Raw genomic sequence first — 25,057 nt, 5'->3', positions numbered from 1 at the left:
GTCGAGGCGACGTCGCCACGGCAACAAAACAGGGCTAGCCAGCGACCGCAAAACAGGGGGACCGCCCAGGCAATTTATGATGACTGTCAAATTGATACTGCCGAGCGACTCTTACTAGGACGATCAACTCTCTTCTACGAGGCCCTCGGTCGCGTGTTGGAGAGCCTCAGCGCGGTGAACTTCGACACGAAATCGTTGGAGCGTTGCGGATCACCTGGGGTTCGTCGCACGGATGCGGCGAGGGGTACCGCACGCCCCTCGGACCTGCTTGATTACTCGAAGTGCGTGTGATGAAAAAACGAACTGCTCGTCTTGCTCTGCTAATGGCCATTCTCGGCACGCCTGCTGCCATGGCCGCCGACTTTAGTGTCAACAATGCCAATGACTCCGGTGCCAATTCGCTGCGTTGGGCGATCGAACAAGTGAACGCCGCCGGTGCCGGCAACCACTCGATCACCTTTTCAAACGGCATGGATCCGATTGAGTTGGCATCGAATCTGCCGAGGATTGAGGGGAGCGGACAAACGATCACGATCCATGGCGCTGGCAATACGGTCTCGGGGAACAAAACCGCGCGGTTGTTCTTTGTCGCCGATGGGGATGTTACGATCGAAAATATCACGCTCAAAGATGGCCTCGCCGCGGGCGGCAAGGGCGGTGACGGAATGGCCGGCGGCGGCGGCGGCGCGGGGGCCGGCGGGGCCTTGTTCGTCAACTCCGGTGCCAACGTCGTTGTTCGCGGCGTCACGCTCGATAGCAATGCCGCCAAAGGAGGCGATGGCGGAGTAGGAAGCCTCTCTCCTCGAGGTGGCGGTGGTGGGGGTGGATTCCACGGCGATGGTGGCAGCACGACCGACTATGGCGGCGGTGGCGGAGGTGGATTCGAAGCCGGGGGCGGCAGCACCACCACCACCACCGGCGGCGCCGCTGGTGTCGGTGGCGGCGGCGCGGGCGGTGATAGCGGATCCGCGGGGACCGATGGCGGTGAGTTTGGGGGCGGCGGCGGAAACGGCGCGAACATCATGGCGGTCAGTGGCAACGGCGGCGATTTTGGCGGCGGCGCCGGTAAAGGCAGTGGCACGGGCGGCGACAGTGCCCCCGGAAGCGGCGGCTTCGGTGGCGGCGATGGAGGGGCAACCTATTACGGCGGCGATGCGGGCGATGCCATGGGCGGCGCGATCTTCGTCCGCAGCGGCGGTTCGCTCTCAATCGTCGATAGCAGTATTTCAGGAAGTGCGCTGACCGCGGGAAGCGGTGGCGCAGGAAGCAATGCGAGTAGACGTGGAGCCGACGGGGAAACGATCGGAGCGGGAATGTACCTGCACACCGGGGTGACCGCGGGCTACGAAATCAGCACCGGATCGACGAGCATGAATGACGAGATCGGCGGCAGCGGGTCGCTCGAGAAAACCGGCGCTGGCGAACTCGTTCTCTCCGCAGCTAATACTTACACCGGGGGCACGACGGTTTCGGGCGGCAACTTGCAAGTCAACTCGACCTCCTTGCCCGGCGACGTGACCAATAACGCCAGCGTCCAATTCAATCAAGTCACCGATGGCACTTACTCCGGCGTCATCTCAGGAACAGGGAGTCTGACGAAAACGGGGGCCGGCATGCTGACGCTCAGCGGCGCCAGCACCCACACCGGAGACACCACCATCCATGCCGGTCGGCTGGCCGTCAATGGATCGCTCGCCGGCGATACCATCGTGAACAGCGGGGGCGAATTGGGCGGTAGCGGAATCATCTACGGGGACGTCATCAACAACGGTACCTTCGCCGCCGGCAACTCGATCGGAACGCTGACCGTCGGGGGCAACGCCACCTTCAACGCCGGCAGCAGCACCGTGGTCGAAATTCAAGCGGCGGTCACGCCGGTCGCCGGCACCGATAACGACTTGATCACCGCCGACACCGCCACCATCAACGGCGGCGATGTCTCGGTGCAAGGGGCCGCGGGGACTTACACCGGCGGAGCGAAGTACACGCTCCTGCAAACCACCAGCGGCCTCACTGGCGTGTTCGATTCGATCAGCGATGACCTCGCCTTCTTTAATGCCGAGCTAGGCTACGATACGCACTCGGCGTTCTTTACCCTCGTCGCCAACAGCACCGATTATGCGACCGTCGGCGGCTGGGGCAATCGTCGCGCGGTCGGGCTTTACATCGACCAAAACTCCACTGGCGCCAGCGGTGACTTCGCCAGCGTGCTGGATGCGTTTAGCATGCTGACGACGGCCCAAGTGCAAAGTGGACTGGGCCAACTGAGCGGTGATGTTTACGGCAGCGGATCGCAGGTGATGATCCAAGGCACAAGCCAGTTGATCGGTACGATCGGCGGCCAATTGCGTTCGGGCTTGTTCGGCGGCGGTGCAGCCAGTGGAGGCGGCTTTGCTAGTGCCATGCCGTCCCCAAGTCCGGCGGCATCCGCCTCGGGTTCCGGTGTCGCCTTGGTCAGTTATGCCGAGGCTTCGCAAACGCCTTGTGACGTGCTGATCGCGCCGACCTGCCGTGCTGCTTACCACTGGCGAGGCTGGATGACCGGTTACGGTCTGGGCGGATCGGCCGAATCCGATGGCAACGCCGCAGGAATCGATTACGGATTGGGCGGCACCACGTTCGGAATCGAGCGTGATCTCGGCGACCGCGTTCGCCTTGGCTTCTTCGGCGGTTACGTCGGCTCCTCGGTCAGCGCCGACAACATCAACCAAACCGTCCGCAGCGACGGAGGCAACTTTGGCAGCTATCTCACTCACACCTCGGGCCGTCATTACGGGATCGCGATGGGCGGTTTGCAGTTCGACGATTTTGACAGCGACCGCACGATCCAAGTCGGCGGATTGACTCGTACCGCAAACGGCGACTCGGACGGCTGGCAAGGCTTCGCTTACGGCGAACGCGGCTTGAATCTGCAATTGACTCGTTCACACCAATGGCAACCTTTCGCGGGACTGCAATACGTTTACGCTCGTCAAAACGCGTTTGCTGAAACCGGCGCGGGGTCGATGAACTTGGCGATGGCGGGAATCGACACGCATTCGCTGCGCAGCAACCTGGGCAGCCGATTGCAGTGGCAGCCATGGTCATCGCGTCGTGGCTGGGCGATCACACCGGAGATCCGCGGCAGCTGGATGCACGAGTTCTTGGACACCACTTCGGTCGTCAACGCCCAATTCGCCGGCGTCGGCGGTGCGGGCTTCACAGCCAACGGACTGGACCTCGGCCGCGACTGGGCGATCGTCGGTGGCGGTTTCGCGGCGCGGCCGAGTGACCGCTGGGAACTGCGAGCCGATTACAACACCCAGTTCAACGACCGGCAAGTCTTCCACGTCGGCTCGGGAACGCTCAGCTACTCTTGGTAGAAACCAAGCAGGTCCCGAAGAGCGTGCTCAGACGTCAACGCTGGCAATCTATAGCGATTATCAAATGGCCACTACGATCAGCTGCTGGCGTCGACGATCTTCAGAAAACAAGACCTCGAGTTTCGTGGTTGCGCAGTGACATACATCACAGTCGCTCCCACGCAACTTGAGGGAAATCCCAGCACCGCCGCTTGATTTTGCTGCAGGGAAGCAGCGAGGGCGATTGCTTGCATCGTAGAATCATCCTGCCCCATTGACGCTCGCCATGAAAAAACAAACTGCCCGCCTTGCTCTTTTCTTAGCCATTTTGGGTGGCCCGTTTGCCCCGTTTGCCACAGCCGCTGACTTTAGCGTCAGCAATCCTAATGACTCCGGCTCCGGATCGCTGCGAGCGGCGATCGAAAGCTTGAATGCCGCCGGTGCTGGCACGCACTCGATCACCTTTGCAAATGGTTTGGATCCAATCGCGCTCGCATCGAACCTGCCGATGATCGTGGGGACCGGTCAAACGATTACGATCAACGGCGCCGGCAACACGGTCTCGGGGCAAAACACCGCACGCTTGTTCTTTGTTGCCGATGGTAATGTCACGATCGAAAATGTCACGCTGAAACAAGGGCTCGCCGACGGCGGTGACGGCGGCGTTGGAATGGGCGGTGGTGGTGGTGGCGCCGGGGCCGGTGGCGCGTTGTTCGTCAACTCCGGTGCCAACGTCGTGATTCGTGGTGTCACGCTTGACAGCAATGCCGCCAAAGGCGGTGACGGAGGAAATTCAAACACAAATGCTGCAGGTGGCGGCGGCGGGGGTGGTGGATACGCGGGAAACGGTGGGGTTTCAAGCGATCAAGGTGGTGGCGGTGGAGGAGGATTTGATGGAAATGGAGGTAGTGCAGCCGACCAAGGCGGTGGTGGCGGCGGTGGTGTCACAGGCAATGGAGGCGATGCAAGCGCTAGCGCTGGGGGGGGTGGCGGTGGCGGTGGAATTGGAGACGGCGAATCCACTGCTGACAACACCGGTGGCGATGGCGATGGTGGCGCCGCAGGCGGCACCGAAAACAACAACGGGGCGGCAGGCAATCCCGGCGGTGGGGGAGGTGGGGGCTTTGCGGCTGGAGGAAATGGGGGTGTTTATGGCGGTGGCGGCGGATCCGGTGTATTCGGCGTAGCTCCGGCCGGCAGCGGCGGCAGCTACGGTGGCGGCGGAGGTGGCGGCACCGAATCGTCAGGGGGGAATGGCGGTGAATTTGCTGGCGGTGGCGGTGCTGGTGTTGATGCAGACAACGCCGGCGACGGCGGTGACTTCGGCGGAGGCGGCGGAGGAAACACTCCGGGCAGTGGCGGGTTTGGCGGCGGCGATGGTGGAGGGGGGTTCAACGGCGGCGATGCCGGCGATGCGATGGGCGGTGCCATCTTCGTGCGCGAGGGCGGAAGCCTCTCGATCGTCGACAGCTCACTCTCAGGCAGTAGCTTGACCACCGGGACCGGTGGGACAGGTTCCCTTGGCAATGGCGCCAACGGCCAAACCATCGGGGTGGGGATGTACCTGCACACCGGCGTCACTGCAGGGATCGAAGTCAGCACCGGATCAAAGACTCTGGCCGACGAGATTGGCGGCACTGGATCGCTGCAGAAAACCGGAAGCGGCGAACTCATTCTCTCGGCTACCAATACTTACACCGGTACCACTTCGATCAACGCCGGACGACTAGTCGTCAACGGCTCAATCGCCGGCCACACCATTGTCGGCGCAAATGCTGAACTGGGCGGCAGCGGAACCATCACCGGCAATGTCGTCAACAATGGCACCTTCGCCGCCGGCAACTCGATTGGAACGATGACCGTCGGGGGCAACGCCACCTTCAATTCCGGCAGCAGTACCGTAGTCGAAATCAAACCGGCGGCCAGCCCCGTCGCCGGAGTCGATAACGACTTGATCACCGCCGACACCGCCACCATCCACGGTGGCGATGTCTCGGTGCAAGGGGCCGCAGGCACCTACACCGAAGGAGCCAAGTACACGTTCCTGCAAACCACCGGCGGACTCACTGGCGTGTTCGATTCGATCAGCGATGATCTGGCCTTTTTTGATTCCGAACTGGGTTACGATTCGTACTCGGCGTTCTTTACCCTGGTCGACAACAGCACCAATTTTGCCTCGGTGGGCGGCTCGGGGAATCGTCAATCCGTGGGAGCCTACATCGACCAAAACTCCCGCGGTGCCGGCGGTGACTTTAAGGTCATGCTCGATGCATTTAGCATGCTGACGACACCTCAAGTGCAAAGTGGACTGAGCCAACTGAGCGGTGATCTCTACGGTAGCCAGTCTCAAGTGACGATCCAAGGAACCAGCCAGTTGATCGGCACGATCGGCGGCCAATTGCGTTCGGGTCTGTTCACCGGCGGGGGATCCAACAGCGGTGGTTTTGTTAGTGCCATGCCGTCCCCAAGTCCCGCAGCGGCCACAAGCTCGGGTTCCGGTGTCGCCTTGGTCAGCTATGTCGAGGCTTCGCAAACGCCTTGTGACGTGCTGATCGCGTCGACCTGCCGTGCTGCTTACCACTGGCGAGGCTGGATGACCGGTTACGGTCTGGGCGGATCGGCCGAATCCGATGGCAACGCCGCAGGAATTGATTACGGTTTGGGCGGCACCACGTTCGGAATCGAGCGTGATCTCGGCGACCATGTCCGCCTTGGCTTCTTCGGCGGTTACGTCGGTTCGTCGGTCAGCGCCGACAACATCAACCAAACCGTCCGCAGCGACGGAGGCAACTTTGGCAGCTATCTCACTCACACCTCGGGCCGTCATTACGGGATCGCGATGGGCGGTTTGCAGTTCGACGATTTTGACAGCGAACGCACGATCCAAGTCGGCGGATTGACTCGTACCGCAAACGGCGACTCGGACGGCTGGCAAGGATTCGCTTACGGCGAACGCGGCTTGAATCTGCAATTGACTCGTTCACACCAATGGCAACCGTTCGCGGGACTGCAATACGTTTACGCTCGTCAGAACGCGTTTACTGAAACCGGTGCGGGGGCGATGAATTTGGCGATGGCGGGGATCGATACACATTCACTTCGCAGCAATCTGGGCAGCCGCTTGCAGTGGCAGCCATGGACATCGGATCGTGGCTGGGCGATCACACCGGAGATCCGCGGCAGCTGGATGCACGAGTTCTTGGACACCACGTCGGTCGTCAACGCCCAATTCGCCGGCGTCGGCGGTGCGGGCTTCACAGCCAACGGACTGGACCTCGGCCGTGATTGGGCGATCGTCGGTGGCGGTTTCGCGGCGCGGCCGAGTGACCGCTGGGAACTGCGAGCCGATTACAACACGCAGTTCAACGACCGCCAAGTCTTCCACGTCGGCTCGGGAACGCTCAGCTACATTTGGTAGAGCCAAGAAACCAAGTAGGGCCGGTTCCCACCGGCCACGGGCATTGGCTTAACGCTATCGAGATTGGTACGAAACAGATGGCTCTTGTAGCGGAGCGAAGCGAGGGGGGGGGACGGCCGGTAGGAACCGGCCCTACTTCGCTCACGACGTTTCACCAAGTCACCCGGCGGGAGTGTGATTCGGCAGCCCCCGAGCGAAAAAAACTTATTTTCACAAGAAAAGACGGGCAAAAAATGTCTTGCTGACAACGTTGCCAACTTTGCCCCAGCCATGGTGTAGTGCTTCGCAGCCGCCCTAAAGCCACGCGTCGATCACGCGGATGCAGCTGGAAACGATTCGCAAAAAACCGCTGTCCCATCCAATAGGCAATCTCGGTTAGAATCTCGCAGCAGACCGTTATTGTTCGTACTGGAGATTCCCCGCGTGCCTCCCGAAGTTCGCCGTGCTTTCCTGATCGTCGCCTGCCTTGTCGTGGTCGCCGCTGTCGCTTGGGCATCGTTATTTGATGCGACCGCCCCTGCTGACTTTAGCCTCCAAAACGGCAGCGATCCGAAGACCATCGATCCCGCGCGGGCCACAGGCAACATCGAGAGCCGGATCATTTTCGCGCTGTTCGAGGGATTGTTGACGATGTTGCCCGAGGGCGATCCCGATCCGATAACGGGATTACAGCCGATGTCGCCTCAGCCCGGAGTGGCCGAATCGTATGAGGTTTCCGACGACGGCCGCACCTATACCTTCCATCTTCGCGAGAACGCATTCTGGACCGATGGCACTCCGGTCACCAGTCATGATTTCGCCTGGAGTTGGCAGCGGATGCTGCATCCGGAAACCGCTTGCGAGTATACCTTCCAGCTATATGCGGTGCCATTTGCCGAACAATACGCCAACGGCTTGGTCGAAGTGGGTGACCGCGTCGAAGTCGAATTGTGGGACCGCCCGCTCGATACGCCGACGGAATCGAGTCAGCAGAACTTTCCTCGCGGCACGATGCTGTATGGAACACTTCGTGAGATCGTCAAACCGCCGGAACCCGAATTGGCGGACGATCTCGGTGACGAAGAACGTGAAGACGCGATGCTCGATTGGCAACAACAATGGGTCTATCGCGTCGACGTTGCTAAGGAGAACGCCGATGGCGAAGTACAGTGGGACGATGACGTTAAATCGCAAACCTTTACCGTTGACTTGAACTCAACCGCCGCCGATGAAAACACATCTCGCTGTCACGCTGTGATGGTCGCCTTTGGCAAACTCGGCAGTTTAGAAACGCCTGACGACCGCACCTTCATTGTTCATTTGAAGGACGCGGTGCCCTACTTTCCCAACCTAGCGTCCTACTATCCACTGTTCGCGGTAAACCGAAAGTGCGTGGAAACCTTCGGGTCACCTCTGTGGACCAAGGCCGAGAACATTGTCACCAATGGGCCATTTAAACTAGGGTTTCGTCGTTTGCGTGATCGATTGCGATTGGTCAAAAACGAAGACTATCATGCGGTCAATCCCAACGGCTTTGACACCGTCGACTTCCTTTCGATGGAAGGTCAAAACACGGCGTTGAACATGTACGAAACGGGGCAAATCCAATGGGTGACCGATCCGCCGACCGCGTTGTTAGAAGAACTGAAAACGCGTGATGATTTCATCACCGCGCCCCAATTGTCGGTCTACTTCTATCGTTTGAACGTGGCTCGCAAACCGCTTGATGACGCCCGAATTCGCCGCGCCATCGCCAAGGCGATTAACCGTGTTCAGATTGTCGAGCAAGTCACCAAGTCGGGACAAATCCCGGCTTACACAAACGTGCCTCCGGGGCTCGCACTTTACGAGAGTGCTGTGGGCATCAATCCCGACATCGAGGAAGCGAAACAACTGCTCGCCGAGGCGGGCTATCCCGGTGGTCGCGGCATTCCCAAGATGACGCTGCTGTACAATACCAGCGAAGGACATCGCGCGATCGCCGAAGTGATCCAGCAACAGCTGCTGAACAATCTGAACGTCAAAATTGAACTGCAAAACATGGAGTGGGGCAGTTTTTTGGACAAGACGCAGCAAAAAGATTACGACATCGCCCGAGCGGGCTGGATTGCGGATTACCCCGACCCCAATACGTTCCTGGATATGTGGGTCACCGACGGGCCTCAGAACAGCACCAATTGGAGCAACAAAGAGTACGACCAATTGATTGCCGATTCGGCTCGCGAGGGCGACCCGGCGAAACGAATGAAATTGCTGCAGCGAGCCGAACAGATCTGGGTCGATGAGATGCCGGTGATTCCGATCTATTTCTACACCTCGATCAATATGGTCAAACCCAACGTCAAAGGGTTCTTTCCAAGTGCCCAGGATTTACATCCTCTGAATTTGCTCGAGTATCGAAAGTAAGAAGGTCCACAAAGGATTTGCATGCGAGATTTACTTAGCTACATCATCAAACGATTCGGCTGGATGCTGATCACGTTGTGGATTGTCTACAGCGTCTCGTTTGTGTTGATGCGCAGCGTTCCGGGCAACCCGTTCAGCAGCGAACGCAATGTGCCGCCGGCAATCGAGCGGCAGCTGAAGGCACGCTATAACCTGGACGCTCCGCCAATAGAACAATATGTCGATTATCTGGTGGGAATTGTCACGCGATTTGACCTGGGTTGGTGTATCCGGTTAGAGGATTACAGTGTCAACCAAGTGCTCGCCGAAGGTTTTCCCGTCTCGGCATCGCTGGCGATCTTTGCCTTGGTGTTCGCCATTGTCTTGGGCGTTTCGGCGGGAGTGGTCTCGGCGGTCTATCGTGGTTCGTTTGCCGATGTGAGCATGATGGCAGCTGCGGTGCTGGGGATCGCGATACCGAACTTTGTGCTTGCCAGTTTGGCGATTCTGCTCTTTGTGTTCGGAATCCAAATCTTTCCCGCAGGGGGCTGGGGCACGCTACGGCAAGTGGCGCTGCCGGCACTCTGTTTAGGCGCTCCGGTGGCCGCGTACATCGCGCGGCTGACGCGTGCCGGAATGTTAGAAGTGATGACTCGCGATCACGTGCGAACGGCATTTGCCAAAGGTTTGCCACGACACACCGTGATCACGCGGCATGTTTTGCCGGGTGCGATGTTGCCCGTTGTTTCGTATCTCGGACCCGCAACCGCCAGCGTTTTGACGGGATCGTTGGTACTGGAAAAAATCTTTGCCTTGCCAGGCATGGGTAGCCACTTTATCTATGCCGCGACCCAGCGTGATTACACACTCGCGATGGGCATGGTCCTCACTTACACCGTTATCTTGTTCATCATGAATTCGCTTGTGGACATTTCGTACTCCATCATCGATCCACGGGTGAAACTGCAATGAGTGCCCCGAACAAAAAAGAACTCGATCGCGAGTTGCTTGAAAAGTTACTCGATGAATCGAAAGAAATCCGTGGCGTTTCGCTTTGGCAAGACGCGTGGAAACGGCTGCGTCGCAAGCGAACTGCAATGGCGTCGATGGCATTCCTGGTCGTGTTGGCGTTGTTGGCGCTGCTGACCCCATTGTTGCCGCTGCAAAGCCCGATCGACAAAGATTTGAACAACCGCCGGTTCTTGTCACCCAATCTGCAAACCGTGGTCATGGGCGGCCGCGAGGGATTGAAGTTTGCTGACGGACGCTTGACCAGCGAATTGGCGGCATTCAATGCCGAGATCGCCGAGCTACAGCAACAGCTTGATGCCACAACGGATCTAAAGGAACAAACAAAGCTGATCCTTGCGATCGACGAACGCTACCAAGTCGAACACCCCTTTAACCAGCTTTGGAACGAGCTCGGCCCGGTTTCCTGGCAACTCACCCGAGCTCGCGTGGCCCTGTTTGGCGACTATGCGATCCCCAGCATTTTCGGCACCGACATCCTTGGCCGCGATCTCTTGGCGCGTGTCTTTTGGGGCGCCCGAGTGTCGTTGATCGTTGGGATCGTCGCGACATTGGTTAGTTTGTTGATCGGAGTCAGCTACGGCGCGATCGCGGGTTATTTCGGCGGCTGGATCGATGCGATCATGATGCGAATCGTCGACATGATGTACTCGATCCCGTTTATCTTTGTCGTCATCTTCCTGGTCACGTTTTTGGGCGAAGACAGCGTCAAGAAAAAGCTTGACGGAATTGGAATCGACCAGATCACGATCTTTTACATCATCATCGGAGCGATCTACTGGCTGACGATGTCGCGAGTGGTTCGGGGCCAGATCCTATCGCTTCGCCATGAACAATTTGTCGAGTCGGCGCGAACCGTGGGGGCATCCCCACCACGGATCATCTTTCGCCATCTAGTGCCTAATGTACTGGGGATCGTGATCGTCTATCTGACGCTAACGATTCCCTCGGTGATGTTGTTCGAAGCCTTCTTGTCGTTCCTCGGTCTTGGCGTTGCCCCACCCGATGTTTCGTGGGGGCTGCTACTAAACGATGGCGTGGAAGCCCTTTCGAGCGTGAAGTTGTTTTGGTGGGTCGTGGTTTTCCCTGGCCTCTCGCTTGCGTCGACTTTGTTTGCGTTGAATTTTCTCGGTGACGGACTTCGTGACGCACTGGATCCACGTATGAAAAACCGGGACTAGATGCGGTCCGAAAAGGGGTCTGACCCTTTGCAGAGAGCAATCCACTTTTTATGACACTACCATTTCAGAGAGGGTCAGACCCCTTTTCAGACAGAGTTTAGATTTGATGCCCGAATCCAACGATTCACCGATCCTTTCGGTCGAAAATTTACAGGTCAGCTTTAAAACCGACGACGGCATCGTTCGCGCGGTTCGTGGCGTGTCGTTTGACATTGGTCCCGGCGAAACCGTGGGGATTGTCGGCGAAAGCGGCAGCGGCAAAAGCGTGACCAACCTGGCGCTGATGGGACTGGTCCCGAAACCGCCGGGACGCATCGATGGCGGCTCGGCAATCTACGGCGGTCGCGATCTGCTGAAGATGAACGAATCACAATTGCGAACGATCCGAGGCCGAAAGATCGCGATGATCTTTCAAGATCCGATGACGGCGCTGAATCCGCTGATGACGATCGAGCAACAGTTGTGCGAGATCACGCAGTTGCACTTGGGGCTGACCAAAAAACAAGCTCGCAGTCGCGCCGTCGAGATGCTCGAGCTTGTCGGGATTAGCTCGCCCGCGAAACGATTGCGAGATTACCCGCATCAATTCAGTGGCGGGATGCGGCAACGCGTGATGATCGCGATGGCATTGTCGTGTGAGCCCGACGTATTGATTGCCGATGAGCCGACGACGGCACTGGACGTGACGATCCAGGCTCAGATTTTGGATCTGCTGGCCGATCTTCAGAAACGTCGAGGCACCAGTATTTTGTTAATCACGCATGATCTAGGCGTCGTCGCCGGCGTTTGTCACCGCGTCTTGGTGATGTATGCCGGCCGCGTGGTCGAGAAGGCTTCGGTGAACGATTTGTTTGCACAGCCGAAACATCCTTACACGTTGGGATTGTTAAATTCGTTGCCTCGATTTGATCAAGAGCAAAGTGACTTGCTGCAAGCGATCCCTGGTCAGCCGCCGGACATGGCACGCGTCCCTGCGGGATGCTCCTTTCGTGCTCGATGCCCTTACTCGATTGACAAATGTGCCACTATCGATCCACCGCTTGCACCTGCGGGCGAAGGCCGATTGGCGGCATGCATCGTCGATGTTGAAAACGCGACGCCTCGCGATTATGAGGTGACCCAATGAGCCAAAGTCCATTGCTAGATGTCCAGAATCTGAAGGTTCACTTTCCGTTTAGTCGCGGATCACTGTTCCGACCCGAACGAGGTGTAATCCGCGCCGTCGACGACATCTCGTTTCAAATCAAAGAAGGCGAGACGCTGGGGCTAGTGGGTGAATCGGGCTGCGGAAAATCAACCACCGCGCGTGCCATCATCGGCTTGGTGCCCCCCACCGCCGGGACCATCCGGCTGAACGGATCGGATATCACGGGACTTCGTGACCGTGAGATGCTGCCATTTCGCCGACAAGTCCAAATGGTATTTCAAGATCCATTCGCGTCGCTAAACCCACGCATGACCGTAGGCGGCATCATTGGCGAACCACTGGTGGTGCACAACTTGGCCCAAGGACGTGATCGCAAACTCGAAGTGATTCGTTTGATGGAATTGGTCGGGTTGAACCCACGATTCCTGAATCGGTATCCGCATGAATTCAGTGGTGGCCAACGTCAGCGGATTGGGATCGCTCGAGCCCTCGCGGTCGAGCCCAAGTTGATTCTGTGCGACGAACCTGTTTCTGCATTGGATGTTTCGATCCAGGCCCAGATCATCAACTTGTTGATGGAATTGCAACAGCGACTTGGGCTGTCGTACTTGTTCATCGCCCATGACTTGAGTGTCGTTCGGCACATCGCGACCCGCGTCGGAGTGATGTATTTGGGGCGAATGGTCGAGCTTGCGGACGCGGCCGACTTGTATCGATCACCGACTCATCCTTATACCGAAGCATTGCTATCGGCGGTTCCGGTGCCGGACCCGGTGGTGGCTGCGAAACGGGACCGAATCGTGCTCGAAGGCGAAGTTCCTTCGCCGGATCGCCAATATCCGGGCTGTGCATTTGTCGATCGATGCTGGATTGCCGAACAGAAATGCCGTGAAATACGTCCGAATCTGGGCGATCAAGCTCACGCGGCTGCTTGCCACGTCCGCTGTCCCGAGACGTCGTAGCCAAAACGCCTCAGCGGCCGAACCCCAGCATTCAGCCGCATTCTTGACGGAATTCCCGCATCCGGGGGTGCCGAAAACGCACCCGCCGCGTACGCTTTCGGTATGGATGAACACGAAGAAACGCTCGACCAGTCGCCCAATGACCTGTTTTTGACGGCAGTGATCTTTGAGTCGGCGCTCGGGCTGCTGGCACTTCTACTGGGATGGGCCCTCGGCCCCGACCCGCGAGCAATGATTCCCGAAGGCGGATTCGAAAATCTGCGAACCATTGGTTCGGGGCTGGCATACGGCTGTGCCGCAGCGGTCCCAATGCTGTTGGTCATCGCGTTGATTCGCAAGATCCCCTGGGAACCGGTTCGCGAACTGGAACGGCTCAGCGATGACGGCATGATCCGCACGCTGCTGAGTCTCGGGCGTGCCGAATTGGTCGTGATCAGTCTTTGCGCCGGAGTGGGCGAAGAGCTGCTGTTTCGAGGCTGGCTGCTGCCTTGGCTTGCCCACATCGGTGGCGCCGATGCGTCGCCCAGCCCGGTGGAATGGGGTGCAGCGCTGATCGGATCATCGATCGCATTTGGAATGGTCCATCCGATCACACGGCTGTACGTCGTATTGGCCGCCGCGATGGGGCTGTACTTTGGCGCGTTACTGCTTTGGACCGATAATCTGCTGATCCCCATCGCCGCTCACGCTGCCTACGACGCCGTCCAACTGCTGAGTCCCGGATTCAAACGCAGCGACCCAGACAACACCAGCGAAGCCTAGTGCACCGCAAGTAGGTGGAAGTTTTCCGTAGCGGAACTCGTCGAGAGTTTCGGGGAGCACCGGCGGTGAATCGAAAGTCTTGACGACTTCCGCTACGCTAAGAAATGCACAAACCCTAAAAGAGAAATGTCTCACATCGCCATTTCTCTTCGCTTGAGCTTTGCGGGCCTAGTACTGCAATCCGAGGGCGAAGGTGATGGCGTCCAGCGAGATGGTACTCGATGAATCGACGGGGCCTCCGGCGTCAAACCATGCTTGGCCTTCGTAAGCGGCTCGGGCAAACCAGGCCGAGTGTCGACCGAGTGATTGATTCCACTGTAAACCCAGCGACATCTCCATCGCGGTGATGACTTCGCGGTGTATCGCGGCATCCTCGAGCTCGGTGGTGAAGACGTTTTTCATTTCGTAAATCTTTTGCGTGGTCTCGCTCATCAATAACGAGCCACGAAGGCCGCCGTACACCCCAAGTCGGCTGCCGCCGATCCCGCGTCGCAGCTGCAGCGATGCCGTCGGACCGGCGCCCTGGACATCCAAATCATTGCTGACCGATTCTTGCAGCACGCCACCGGCATCGCGAACATCGCCACGCATGTATTGCTTGATACTAGCGATTCGCACGCCACCGCCGAGAGTTCCCTGCAGCGAATTCCAATGAAACTGCTGCGTTGCCTCCAGATCAAGTGCTTGAAGATTCAACTCGTGAGTCGACGTCAACGTCTCACCGACTTGAGCCTGAGCGTTCCGCGACAAATTGCCGCCAGCACCGTAAACGTACACGAACACCGGAGTCGAGCCGGTGACCGCGGTCACCGCTTCGGTATTGGCTTGCTCGTCAAAGCGAAAGTAAGTCGCCCGAAATCCACCGCCACTCTTCAGCGACTGCCAACCCAACCAAACACGAGGTGAAAGTTCATAGTCGTAGCTGAACGGCACCAATGTGTTTCCCACCGGCGGGTCAATAATCATCGCCACGTTCTGGTCAAAATGGGCTCGCATCCACATGAATTCGAATCCGCCCAACAAGGCTCCGCTACGAGCCGCAGGTGCAGGTGTGCAGACGGTTGCCGCCGACGTGTAACCTGGTTGGCACTGCGAAGGCTGAGCCACCGCTCGGCGGGGTGCACCATAAACGGTCGAATCCAACGGCGTATGAGGCGTGTTGAACCAGTTCGGCGGTAATCGGTGCCCGCTGACCGCTGCATTACAATGGCCAGACTCATCACATGCAGCATCGCCAAATCCAGGCGACGGAGCGTATTGCTGGGCCGAAACCGTTGTCTCGCTCAAACCGACCGTCGCGAGTAAAACGAGGAACATCGGTAAGACAGACGAACCGACAGCGCGTCGGCATTTCTTGCTGGTCATTCTTTGCAATCCATTGCGAAAGGTGTGTTAACCTTTTCATCGGATCCCCACTCACGACGACACCAGATTGGCTCGCATCGCAGGCGAAGCTTGGTTGACCACACTATCTTTACAGCAAGTGCACACCTCTAATTGGGGAATATGCGCGATAGTGCACAATGCAGCGTCAATCGGCGAATCGCAACGCTGCCTTTCACGCGGCGAAAGTGCACTTACAGACGCAACGGTTGCGAAGCAAAAGGCGACGAGCTGTAACCGTGATCGATCCACGCATTATTCGGCAATTCTCGTGATTTATTCGGCGACTCTCGTGATTCGCGACAGCACGCCCCGCACGATCTGGTCACATCGCCGACCATCAAACTGATACAACTGGCGAGATTCTTTTCCCAGTTCACGGTCAATTCGCTTTCGTAAACGGGCTCGGGCGCGGTACAGGCGGATTTTGACGTTGGACTCGGTTACTGACAAACACTCCGCAGTTTCCTCGGTACTGAGCCCCTCGACCGCTCGCATCATAAAGACGACTCGCAACGCTTCGGGCAATGCATCGATGGATTCCCGCAGTACCCTCGAAAGCTCACTCGTACTCATATGATCCACACCGTCTTGCATTGTCGAGTGCCGAGCGATCGATCCAGCCGTTGGTTCATGGGGATCAAACAACTGAACTCGGCGGCGACGTTTGCGACGCCCGGTTGCTTCGTAGACCGCAATCTTGGTCAGCCAGGTCGAGAACTTTGATCGGCCCGAAAATTGATCGAGATGTTCGTACGCTCGCACGTATGCCTCTTGGACGACATCATCCGCTTCATCGTCATCATCGACGATCCCTCGCACGACCCGAAAAATGCGTTGATTATATCGACGCATAATCAATTCAAACGCAGCAAGATCGCCCGACTTGACGCGGTCAACGATCGTTTTGTCGGACAATTCATCCACCGTTGGCGAGGCGTCCGAAAACGACTCTGCATCCAAACGTTTGTCATCACTCGAATGAACGCCGGAGCGATCGAGCGAGTGACCGCGAATCGAAAATCTAGGTTGTCGTTGCATGGGTTGGCACTCCTTCATTGACCGTGGTTCCTGGCAACCACCCTTCGCCGCGAAGACCTGCGACTTGACCCAGAACATAGGCACCAATCGCCATCACAAGATCACGCACGGCGATGTCATAGTGGCCTGACAAGACGACCGCGACGGAAATTAACACCAGCCATGCCATCACGATGTAGGCACCTAATCGTGTCAGCACGGTCAACACCGCCAGCCCCGCGACGATCTCGACCACGCCTACGATCATCATAAACATCGCCGGAGTCACCGGCAAAATATCGGCGGCAAAGCGAGGCAAATAAGCCTCCCAGTCGGCAAGAATTCCGACGAATTTGTCGAGTCCCGCCAGTAACGGAACCAGTCCGTAAGCCAAGCGAAGTGGCAAGTAGATCGACGACAACGCGTTGTTTTGCTGCTCAGACATCCGAAAAACCCTCCTGGGTAATGTGGCAAAGTGAAAGATTCATTTGGCAATCACTCTTACAGAGTCAACAATGAACGATCGGTTACATAAAAAAGATTCGTGTTTGCCAAATCACCTTTTTGGGAGCGGTTCTGCTGATTACGTTCACTCTGAAACCCAAGCCTCCGTACCGATTGGACCTTGCCGTTTGGACGCTGCGTCGACGCCCCGAAAACATCATCGATGATTGGGATGGTGATGTTTATCGCCGCGTACTCGTGGTGCGGGACCAAGCTGTCTTGGTGGAAATTCGGCAACGTGGCCGCCGAGAGACGCCACGGCTGTACGTCACCGCCCATACCGACGCGCCGTTTCCAGGATTACAGAAGCAGTTAACCGCGACTCTGACGCGGTTGCTTGGGATCGACATTGAACTGACGGACTTTTATCAATTGGCGGCTGAGCATCGGCAGTTGCAGAAGCTGGCCCAACCGTTCGTCGGCATGAAGCCTCCACGCTATGCGTCGTTGTTTGAATGCTTGTGCAATGCGATCGCGTGCCAGCAAGTTTCTTTGGCGTCAGGAATCCAGCTGCTCAATCGCTTTGCCGAGCATTACGGACAACCGTTTGACACGACGCCGTTTCGCCGATTTGCATTCCCAGAGGCGAAAGCACTTTACGGTGTGGAAGTCGAGCAATTGCGGCAGATTGGATTCAGTCGACAGAAAGCGACGGCGCTACTGAACCTTGCCGAAGTCGCTCGTCGAGGTGAACTGAGTTACACACAATTCGAGCCTCTATCGGACGAAGATTGCGTGGCCGCATTATGCCAATTTCGCGGGATCGGTCGTTGGTCGGCCGAGTACGCGATGCTGCGTGGTCTGGGCCGACTGCACGTCTTTCCCGGTGATGATGTCGGTGGACGCAATAATTTGCAAGCGTGGTTAGAAGTGACTGAGACACTTGATTATGACGGGGTTGCCAACCTGCTTCAGCGTTGGCAGCGTTTCGCAGGACTGATCTACTTTCACCTACTGTTAAACAAACTTGCCGCGAAACCGCCAGGAGGATTCGATGTCGAAACAAACACCGACGATTGAGATTGCTCGTGTCTATGATTCGCCGAAATCCGCGAAGGGATACCGTGTCTTGGTCGATCGATTGTGGCCGCGAGGAGTCAAGAAAGAAGACTTGAAACTCGACGATTGGTTGAAGGAAATCGCGCCGAGTGACAAACTTCGCAAATGGTTCGATCACGACGTGGACAAGTGGGACGAGTTCCGAGAGCGATACAAAAAGGAACTCAAAGCCAATCGGGATTTGATCAATTCGCTACTGGAAACAGCCGAGAAACAATCCGTCGTGTTGCTGTACGCCGCGAAGGACGAAGCACATAACAACGCAGTGGTTTTGAAAGAGTTTCTCGAGCAAACGCGGGAATAAGACAACAACGCAAGCGAGCGGAGTGAAGGCATCACGGCGTTGGCGAGCTATTTTTTGCCCAAGATCAGGGTGACCAGTAACGACGAATCCTCCAGTGCCTGAACCGCATGAGGCTCGGCGGCCGACAAAAACAGCATTTTGCCAGCGGTCAATTCATTCGCGTTGTCCATCGCGGTAAAGATCACGCGGCCTTCGATGCACTGGACCGAGATCTCTCCTCGTGCTTTGTGCTCGGCGATGACTTTTCCCGCAGGTAGGTTCAATCGCAACACTTCGAAGGCCTCGGTCTTCAATAGCGTCGATGTTTTTGTGTTCGCGATGGCGTCGCCCAAAGGGCCGACGTCAAACACTTCACCTGGTTTCGCGTGTTGGATTGCCATGATTGGATCCTCTGAGTTGGTGGCTAGGTATATACCGGCTAACGCCGTCGGTTCCGATCATTGCATCAAATGGCGGATCTCGAGCTGCTTAGTTCAGTCAAAGATTGGATGAGGGAAGAGGGTGAACCATAATGATGACAGGCTAGCAGCCTATCCCACTTTTGCGATGGGTTGCTGCAGTTCTTCTTTGGGGCCGAAGAATTCGTAGCGGACGCGAGTTTCATCGACGCCCAATTCTTGCAAACAGGCGTGGACGGCCTGCATGAAGGGCTTGGGGCCACAGAAGTAAAAATCGGCGTCTTCGTACGGCGTCCACTCACGCAACAGCTCGGTCGTGATAAATCCGACACCGTCAAACTTCTTGCTTTGCAGATCCCCTTCGAGCGGCGCGTCGTACAGGACTCGCGTGTGCATATTGGGGCTGAGTGAGGCCAGATTTCCGATCTCGTCGGCAAACGCGTGCACCCGACTGTTGCGGGCGGCCTGCAGAAAATAGATCGACGCTTCGGGATTGGCGTGCACAATGGACTTGGCCATCGACAACAGCGGTGTGACTCCGATCCCGCCCGCCAACAATACCACCGGACGTCCCGACGTCGCGGTCTCGGGATGGATGGTGAACTCGCCACACGGTGGTCCCACTTTGACGACATGGCCGGGTTGGATTTCATCGTGCAAATGATTCGAGATTAACCCGTGGGGCGCATCGGGCGAAAGTGCTTGTTCGCGTTTGACGCTGATGCGGAAATGCTCGACGCCCGGACGCTCGGACAAACTGTAATTGCGAGGCGACGTCGGTGTGGTGGGGTGTTCAATGTGGACGGTAATGTATTGGCCTGGTCGAAACGGCGGCAACGGGCCTTGGTCCTCCGGACGCAGATAGAACGACATCACTTCATCGCTCTCGGGAACCTTGCGATCGACCACGAAGCTGCGGTAACCGTTCCAGCCGCCCGGAGCGGACTGCTGCTCTTCATAGATCGCCCCCTCACGGCCAATGAAGATGTCCGCCAAAAACTGATACGCTTCGGCCACCGCGTCGATGATCTCGTCGGTCGCCGCGTCGCCCATCACGTCTTTGATTGCGCCGAGCAAATGCTCTCCGACGATGGGGTAATGCTCGGCTTTGATCCCCAGCGAGCAATGTTTTTGAGCGATCAATTCGACTGCCGGCATCAGCACGGCGGGATTATCGATATGAGAGAAGTAGGCACAGATCGCTCCGGCTAACGCTTTTTGCTGGCCGCCGGAATGTTGGTGAGCTTGGTTGAAAAAGGCTTTGACCTCAGGATTGCCTTCAAACATCCGGGTGTAGAAGCGGCGCGTAATCGTTTCCGCATTGGCGGCCACCAAAGGGGTAATCGCTTTGACAATTTGGATGGTTTTGTCACTCAACATGGGCTGGATGTCCTGGCACAACGGGGTGGGGGGAAGGTTGCCGACACACGGCGGAGAGGCTAGACTCATTTCATACACAAAAAGGTACAGATTTAATCGTGCACGTCAAGGTGTATGTTTTGCGAGTCACGATTTTCCGGCGAGCGTGGGCAAAATGTCGGAAAAGGGGTATTCCTTGAGAGGGTTAAGGTTCAACCCTTTCGTGAGCCGGTAGACGGTTTCGTTGCCTCGTCTATGCTTTGGGGCTAAGGAATATCCTTTTCCCGCCCCTCCCCCCGCTGCATTCCGATCCATTGAGGTTCCCCCCATGCTTTCCAAAACAGCCGAATACGCTCTGCGAGCGGTGACATGTTTGGGCGCTCGGATTGGACAACCTTCTTCGGCGGACATTTTGGCGGAACAAACCAAGGTGCCTCGTCGCTATCTCAATCGAGTCTTGCAAGACCTAGCGGCGGCCGGATTGGTCCGTTCACGCAGCGGCCCTGGCGGTGGCTATGAATTGGCGAAAGAACCGGCGGAGATTACGATTTTGGACGTGGTCAATGCCGTCGCGCCGCTGGAGCGAATCAACGCCTGCCCGCTGGGCCTAAAATCACACACCTCGCTGTGCCCGCTGCATGCCGAACTGGATCGCGCCTACGAAGCGACTCAGGCCGCGTTTGCCGGAGTCACGATGCAACAATTGCTTGAATCGACCAACCCCATTATCCCGCTGCGTGAAGTCTCGTAACGGCGTAGTCTCGCAACCGGGGGCCCGGTGAAGAGCAGGAAGACGCGAGCAGGAAAACGCGAGCAGGAAGCGACGTTCCTCCGATCGGCGGGTGAGACCGCAGATTGTGCATCCTCTCTACAAACGCAAGCCATCACCAACGCAGGAAGTCAACACAAACATGTCATGGATTTTTCTCGTCATCGCGGGTCTTTTAGAAATCGGCTGGGCGATTGGATTGAAGTACACCGAGGGTTGGTCGCGAGTAGGACCAAGCGTATTGACGATCCTGACGATGATTGCCAGCTTTTATTGCTTGGCGATTGCGATCAAGGACATTCCCATTGGAACGGGATATGCCATTTGGACGGGGATCGGAGCGGTGGGGACCGCAATTCTGGGAATCATCCTGCTTGGTGAATCGGCATCTCCCATGCGAATCGCTTGTATCGGAGTCGTCATTCTGGGAATCATCGGACTAAAGATTACGGCGGCTTAGGCCATTGCGAACCGTTTGTCGCTGCGGATCACGCGGTACAATCATAGGAACCCAAACGTGCTGCTGCGATGCTTCAGCACGTCGCCCCCTTTTATCGCGCCGCTGGACAGTCCTCGCGAGATGGAGCCCGAAAATGCCGAAACCCAATGAAGACGATTCCGACAAGATGATGCGGAACTTCAAACTGATCGTGTTTTTAACCGTGGTCATCCCCATCGTTGCGCTGACGTTATTCTTGGAAATGCGATTCGAGGCGATCGAAGACGAAATTCAATTTCTCGAACCGGGAACTCGCGACGCAGCAAGAACGGACCTCGACGCACTGCCGTGGCATCCGGTCCAAGGGCAAACGTTGTATGCCCCTGCCTACTCGCACATCTATCATCAAAGTGGCGAACCTCGACTGCTGACTGTCACGCTATCGGTACGCAACACCGATCGAAAGAATGACATCGCATTGACCTCGGTGCGTTACTACGACACCAGTGGGAAGGAGCGTCGATCGCTGGTCGAAAAGCCGCTTCAGCTCGGACCGTTGGCGTCCACCGAATTTGTCATCGAACAAAAAGACAAGAGTGGTGGCAGCGGAGCCAGTTTCATTGTCGAGTGGAATGCGGGACAACCCGTCAACACGCCTGTGGTCGAGACGGTCATGATCGACACCAGCAACACGCAAGGCATCTCGTTCGTGCGCTCGGCAACCGTGCTGGAGGAAACGACGGTCAACGACTCGGCCCCCACAACGAACGCGACATCAAGCGACTAGTATCGCTGTCATACAAACGCACGCGGATACACCGTGACTAGCGTAAAAGACGAATCGATGTGAATTGAGTTGACTTTGGCGTAGGTGATACCTACAAAAGATGCATTAAATCCGCATCTTTAGAGGTGGATACTGCTAACCGCCAGGAATCAACCGGAGAAAATAAGATGAAACATCATGCTCTTGTTATCGGTTTCGTTGGAATCGTCGTCGCACTGATCACCACCGTCCAGTCTGGGAACCTTTCGCACGCAAATGCGGAAGAGCGTGTTGCGAAGGCGAGCCCGAACAAGGCTGCGGTAGAGCGGTCTCGCCGAACCGTGCAGATGCTCGACAATATTTTTAAGCAAACCATCGTGATGGTGACTGACAAATACGTCAACGATGATGACGACTTTGCCGCAGGCAGCGCCGCGGTATTGTTGTTCAAAAAAATCTCGGACGATAGCGACAAAACCATACGGTTGATCGATGCCACCGGCGATCCCTATGAATCTGAAAACGTCGCCAAGGACACCTTCGAGAAAGAGGGAATCAAAAAACTGAAGGCCGGCGCGAAGACGGTTGACGAAGTTGTGACACGCGATGGCAAACATTACTTGCGAGCGTTAACACCGGTACCGGTCGTGATGCAAAAATGCGTGATGTGTCATGCTCACTACGAAGATGTCAAAACGGGTGAACCGATCGGAGCGATCAGCTACACCGTCCCTATCGACTGAATCGCCTTCCTACAAAAATCGGCTGCCCATTTCCCACCTCCCTTGATGCCGTGAGCTCTCGCTGTCTCGGCATTCCCACCTGACGAGAACGCAATGAGACCTCGATTTCTGATCGTCCTTTCCCTAGGCATTTTCCTCACGTCGCTGCTGACGCTGCGAGCCGAGGAAACGCCGCAGGACGCCAACAGCGGACCTGAGAAAAGTGGACAGACCGACATGTCCGCAGACACTCTGGCACCACCGACGAGTCTCGCCGAAGCCCGCGCGCGTGCTCGGCTGTTGCACGAAACGATCCACGGCACGCTGCAGATTGTTCATCGCGATTTCTTTGACGAAGACGAGGCGCATGCGATTCCATCGGCATCACTCGAGGACGTGTTCCATGAATTGGCGACCCACTACAACATTGAACTGAAGTGGTTGATTGTCGACACCGATGTGGTGAACGTGGATCATCAACCGGAGGACGACTTCGAGAAGGCTGCCGTGAAAGCACTCCGTAAAAAGCAAAATTATCATGAAGCGGTCGAAGCGGACCGCTACCGTTTTGCCGGATCGATCCGGCTTGCTTCTCAATGTTTAAAATGCCATGTTAAACATCGCAAGAGCACCGAGGACAGGACGGCGGGTCTGCTGATTGCGATGCCGATTCGTGTCTCGCCTTGATGCCAAAGCACTACGGACCGTCGGACCGGGTCTAAGAATCCACTGCATCACCGCGAGATTAGCCAGTGCCAACAATCGTCTCTATCAACGTGGGTCGGCCGCAAACGCTTGGAACCGAGAAGCCCTGGGTTTCCGGGTTCTTAAAGCAATCGATCAGCGAACCCCTGTGGCTGGGGTCCACGAATCTTGACGGAGACGAACAAGCGGATCTGGAGCACCATGGAGGTCCCCACAAGGCCGTGTGCGTCTACCCGGCCGACCACTACCCCGACTGGCGAACAACGCTGCAAATCCCTGATTTGAATTGGGGTGCGTTTGGCGAGAACTTTACGATCGCGGGTGTCACCGAGGCGGACTTTTGCATTGGAGACGTATGGACGATCGGCGAAGCCACGGTCCAGGTCTCGCAGCCTCGGCAACCCTGCTGGAAATTAGCTCGCCGATGGGACATCAAAACGCTGGCGTTGCAGGTCCAACAAACCGGTCGCACCGGGTGGTATTTTCGAGTCCTTGTCGAAGGCACGGTTCAGCAGGGAATGGAGATGACATTGGTCGAGCGTCCAGAACCGCAGTGGACTGTCGCGGCAGCGAATCAAGTGATGCATCACGACAAACAGGATCGCGATGCCGCCGCCAAACTGGCGGCCGTCCCCACGCTATCACCGAGCTGGAAAACAACGCTTAATAACCGGGTCGAAAAGAATGTTCAGCCCGACGAGCAGAAGCGACTGGCGGGCGACTCTCAGCGCGACTGAACTTGGCTAAGCTGGCGAGGCGTCGGCACGACGTCGGCAAGAGAAACACCGTTCAAATATTCCAACTGGACTCGTTCTGCTTCCGCAAGAACGCCCTTCAGCTTGCAAAAGGAATGGATCACACAGCTCTCATCGCTGCCGACACACGCCAACAGGTGCACGTCGCCTTCGACTTGCTGGATCACTTTGCCAAGCTGAATTTCCTCGGGCTGCATCGCCAATTCAATACCACCGCCGATTCCACGTACGCTGCGAATGTAACCCAATCGCGATAGCAGGTTGACCGCTTTGGCAACATGGTTGATCGAAATGCCAAACAGCGACGCGACATCCGCCACCTTCGCTCGCGACGTACGCGATGCCAAATACATCAGCGTTCGCAACGCATAATCGGTCTGCGTGGTCAGTTTCATCGCGTTATCGAATAAGAAAGATGCTAATTTGCTACCGCTTTGCACGATCCTAGAACGAACCTCCGCCGAGGTCAATCATTTCCCTCGCGATGATCGATCACTTGCTGCAATCGCGACAGCACTGCTTGAGGACTGAGCCCGCAGTGGTGACAAACATACTGAAGCGATTTGCCAGCGCAGCTTGTATCGAGTCCAAGTTCGTCAAAGACAGCATTGGTTTCGGGGTACTCGATGATCCACTCAGGGATACTCGTCATCAGATCACAATCCATGTT

The 25,057-nt window shown here is 57.0% G+C and carries 23 protein-coding genes; 16 read left to right on the top strand and 7 right to left on the bottom strand.

Annotated features, from left to right (window positions below; translation table 11 throughout):
• Positions 1–290: 290 nt before the first annotated feature.
• The 8 genes from ABD971_RS11325 to ABD971_RS11290 all read left to right on the top strand — a co-directional run bounded on the left by ABD971_RS11325 (position 291) and on the right by ABD971_RS11290 (position 14,204).
• Positions 291–3,362 (top strand): autotransporter family protein, encoded by a 3,072-nt coding sequence (locus ABD971_RS11325; protein ID WP_345322070.1) that lies wholly within the window; start codon positions 291–293, stop codon positions 3,360–3,362.
• Positions 3,363–3,627: 265 nt separating this feature from the next.
• Positions 3,628–6,759, top strand: coding sequence for an autotransporter family protein (locus ABD971_RS11320; protein ID WP_345322068.1), 3,132 nt, complete (start codon positions 3,628–3,630; stop codon positions 6,757–6,759).
• A gap of 423 nt (positions 6,760–7,182) precedes the next feature.
• Positions 7,183–9,144, top strand: a complete 1,962-nt coding sequence (locus tag ABD971_RS11315) for a peptide ABC transporter substrate-binding protein (protein WP_345322066.1) — start codon at positions 7,183–7,185, stop codon at positions 9,142–9,144.
• A 21-nt stretch (positions 9,145–9,165) separates the two neighbouring features.
• The gene (locus tag ABD971_RS11310) at positions 9,166–10,095 is read left to right on the top strand and encodes an ABC transporter permease (protein ID WP_339940161.1); all 930 of its coding nucleotides are present in this window, start codon (positions 9,166–9,168) and stop codon (positions 10,093–10,095) included.
• Positions 10,092–11,333 carry an ABC transporter permease gene (locus tag ABD971_RS11305; protein ID WP_345322064.1) on the top strand — a complete coding sequence of 414 codons (1,242 nt, stop codon included), beginning with the start codon at positions 10,092–10,094 and terminating at the stop codon, positions 11,331–11,333. Before ABD971_RS11310 ends, ABD971_RS11305 begins: the two co-directional genes overlap by 4 nt.
• Before the next feature lie 106 nt (positions 11,334–11,439).
• Entirely contained in the window at positions 11,440–12,459 is a 1,020-nt protein-coding gene (locus tag ABD971_RS11300) for an ABC transporter ATP-binding protein (protein WP_345322062.1), read from the top strand.
• Positions 12,456–13,442 carry an ABC transporter ATP-binding protein gene (locus ABD971_RS11295; RefSeq protein ID WP_339940155.1) on the top strand — a complete coding sequence of 329 codons (987 nt, stop codon included), beginning with the start codon at positions 12,456–12,458 and terminating at the stop codon, positions 13,440–13,442. Before ABD971_RS11300 ends, ABD971_RS11295 begins: the two co-directional genes overlap by 4 nt.
• 102 nt (positions 13,443–13,544) lie before the next feature.
• Entirely contained in the window at positions 13,545–14,204 is a 660-nt protein-coding gene (locus tag ABD971_RS11290) for a CPBP family intramembrane glutamic endopeptidase (protein ID WP_339940153.1), read from the top strand.
• Positions 14,205–14,372: 168 nt separating this feature from the next.
• Here the strand turns inward: ABD971_RS11290 and ABD971_RS11285 are convergent, their stop codons facing one another.
• The 3 genes from ABD971_RS11285 to ABD971_RS11275 form a co-directional block, all read right to left on the bottom strand.
• Positions 14,373–15,569, bottom strand: coding sequence for an Lpg1974 family pore-forming outer membrane protein (locus tag ABD971_RS11285; RefSeq protein ID WP_345322059.1), 1,197 nt, complete (start codon positions 15,567–15,569; stop codon positions 14,373–14,375).
• Between the two features lie 294 nt (positions 15,570–15,863).
• Entirely contained in the window at positions 15,864–16,628 is a 765-nt protein-coding gene (locus tag ABD971_RS11280) for an RNA polymerase sigma factor (protein WP_345322057.1), read from the bottom strand.
• On the bottom strand, positions 16,612–17,052 hold the full coding sequence (locus ABD971_RS11275) for a DoxX family membrane protein (RefSeq protein ID WP_339940147.1): 441 nt from the start codon (positions 17,050–17,052) through the stop codon (positions 16,612–16,614). The genes ABD971_RS11280 and ABD971_RS11275 overlap by 17 nt, the downstream gene beginning before the upstream one ends.
• 119 nt (positions 17,053–17,171) lie before the next feature.
• Between ABD971_RS11275 and ABD971_RS11270 the strand changes: the two genes are divergently transcribed.
• Positions 17,172–18,131, top strand: coding sequence for a DNA-3-methyladenine glycosylase family protein (locus tag ABD971_RS11270; RefSeq protein ID WP_345322054.1), 960 nt, complete (start codon positions 17,172–17,174; stop codon positions 18,129–18,131).
• A complete protein-coding gene (locus tag ABD971_RS11265; RefSeq protein ID WP_345322053.1) occupies positions 18,106–18,474 on the top strand; it encodes a DUF488 domain-containing protein in 369 nt (122 codons plus the stop codon). Before ABD971_RS11270 ends, ABD971_RS11265 begins: the two co-directional genes overlap by 26 nt.
• 47 nt (positions 18,475–18,521) lie before the next feature.
• Here the strand turns inward: ABD971_RS11265 and ABD971_RS11260 are convergent, their stop codons facing one another.
• Together ABD971_RS11260 and hmpA are read right to left on the bottom strand one after the other, a co-directional pair.
• On the bottom strand, positions 18,522–18,854 hold the full coding sequence (locus ABD971_RS11260; protein WP_345322051.1) for a cupin domain-containing protein: 333 nt from the start codon (positions 18,852–18,854) through the stop codon (positions 18,522–18,524).
• A 150-nt stretch (positions 18,855–19,004) separates the two neighbouring features.
• Positions 19,005–20,252, bottom strand: a complete 1,248-nt coding sequence (gene hmpA / locus ABD971_RS11255) for an NO-inducible flavohemoprotein (RefSeq protein WP_345322151.1) — start codon at positions 20,250–20,252, stop codon at positions 19,005–19,007.
• 307 nt (positions 20,253–20,559) lie between these two features.
• Here hmpA and ABD971_RS11250 point away from each other — a divergent pair, with 307 nt between their 5' ends.
• The 6 genes from ABD971_RS11250 (at position 20,560) to ABD971_RS11225 (ending at position 24,369) form a co-directional block, all read left to right on the top strand.
• On the top strand, positions 20,560–20,982 hold the full coding sequence (locus ABD971_RS11250; protein ID WP_339940137.1) for an RrF2 family transcriptional regulator: 423 nt from the start codon (positions 20,560–20,562) through the stop codon (positions 20,980–20,982).
• Between the two features lie 160 nt (positions 20,983–21,142).
• Entirely contained in the window at positions 21,143–21,460 is a 318-nt protein-coding gene (sugE, locus tag ABD971_RS11245) for a quaternary ammonium compound efflux SMR transporter SugE (RefSeq protein WP_339940135.1), read from the top strand.
• A gap of 133 nt (positions 21,461–21,593) precedes the next feature.
• On the top strand, positions 21,594–22,226 hold the full coding sequence (locus ABD971_RS11240; protein ID WP_345322048.1) for a DUF3124 domain-containing protein: 633 nt from the start codon (positions 21,594–21,596) through the stop codon (positions 22,224–22,226).
• A gap of 167 nt (positions 22,227–22,393) precedes the next feature.
• A complete protein-coding gene (locus ABD971_RS11235; protein ID WP_345322046.1) occupies positions 22,394–22,948 on the top strand; it encodes a c-type heme family protein in 555 nt (184 codons plus the stop codon).
• Between the two features lie 93 nt (positions 22,949–23,041).
• Positions 23,042–23,614 (top strand): c-type heme family protein, encoded by a 573-nt coding sequence (locus tag ABD971_RS11230; RefSeq protein ID WP_345322044.1) that lies wholly within the window; start codon positions 23,042–23,044, stop codon positions 23,612–23,614.
• A gap of 65 nt (positions 23,615–23,679) precedes the next feature.
• Positions 23,680–24,369 (top strand): MOSC domain-containing protein, encoded by a 690-nt coding sequence (locus ABD971_RS11225; RefSeq protein ID WP_345322042.1) that lies wholly within the window; start codon positions 23,680–23,682, stop codon positions 24,367–24,369.
• Here ABD971_RS11225 and ABD971_RS11220 read toward each other — a convergent pair.
• Entirely contained in the window at positions 24,357–24,782 is a 426-nt protein-coding gene (locus ABD971_RS11220) for an RrF2 family transcriptional regulator (protein WP_345322040.1), read from the bottom strand. The two genes, ABD971_RS11225 and ABD971_RS11220, sit on opposite strands and share 13 nt — an antisense overlap.
• A gap of 71 nt (positions 24,783–24,853) precedes the next feature.
• The gene (locus ABD971_RS11215) at positions 24,854–25,039 is read right to left on the bottom strand and encodes a hypothetical protein (RefSeq protein WP_345322037.1); all 186 of its coding nucleotides are present in this window, start codon (positions 25,037–25,039) and stop codon (positions 24,854–24,856) included.
• Positions 25,040–25,057: the final 18 nt, after the last annotated feature.

Source organism: Novipirellula rosea (assembly GCF_039541335.1).
Taxonomy (GTDB): Bacteria; Planctomycetota; Planctomycetia; order Pirellulales; family Pirellulaceae; genus Novipirellula; species Novipirellula rosea.
Note: the sequence above shows the minus strand (reverse complement) of the source record. Positions and strands in the feature narration are given on the sequence as shown.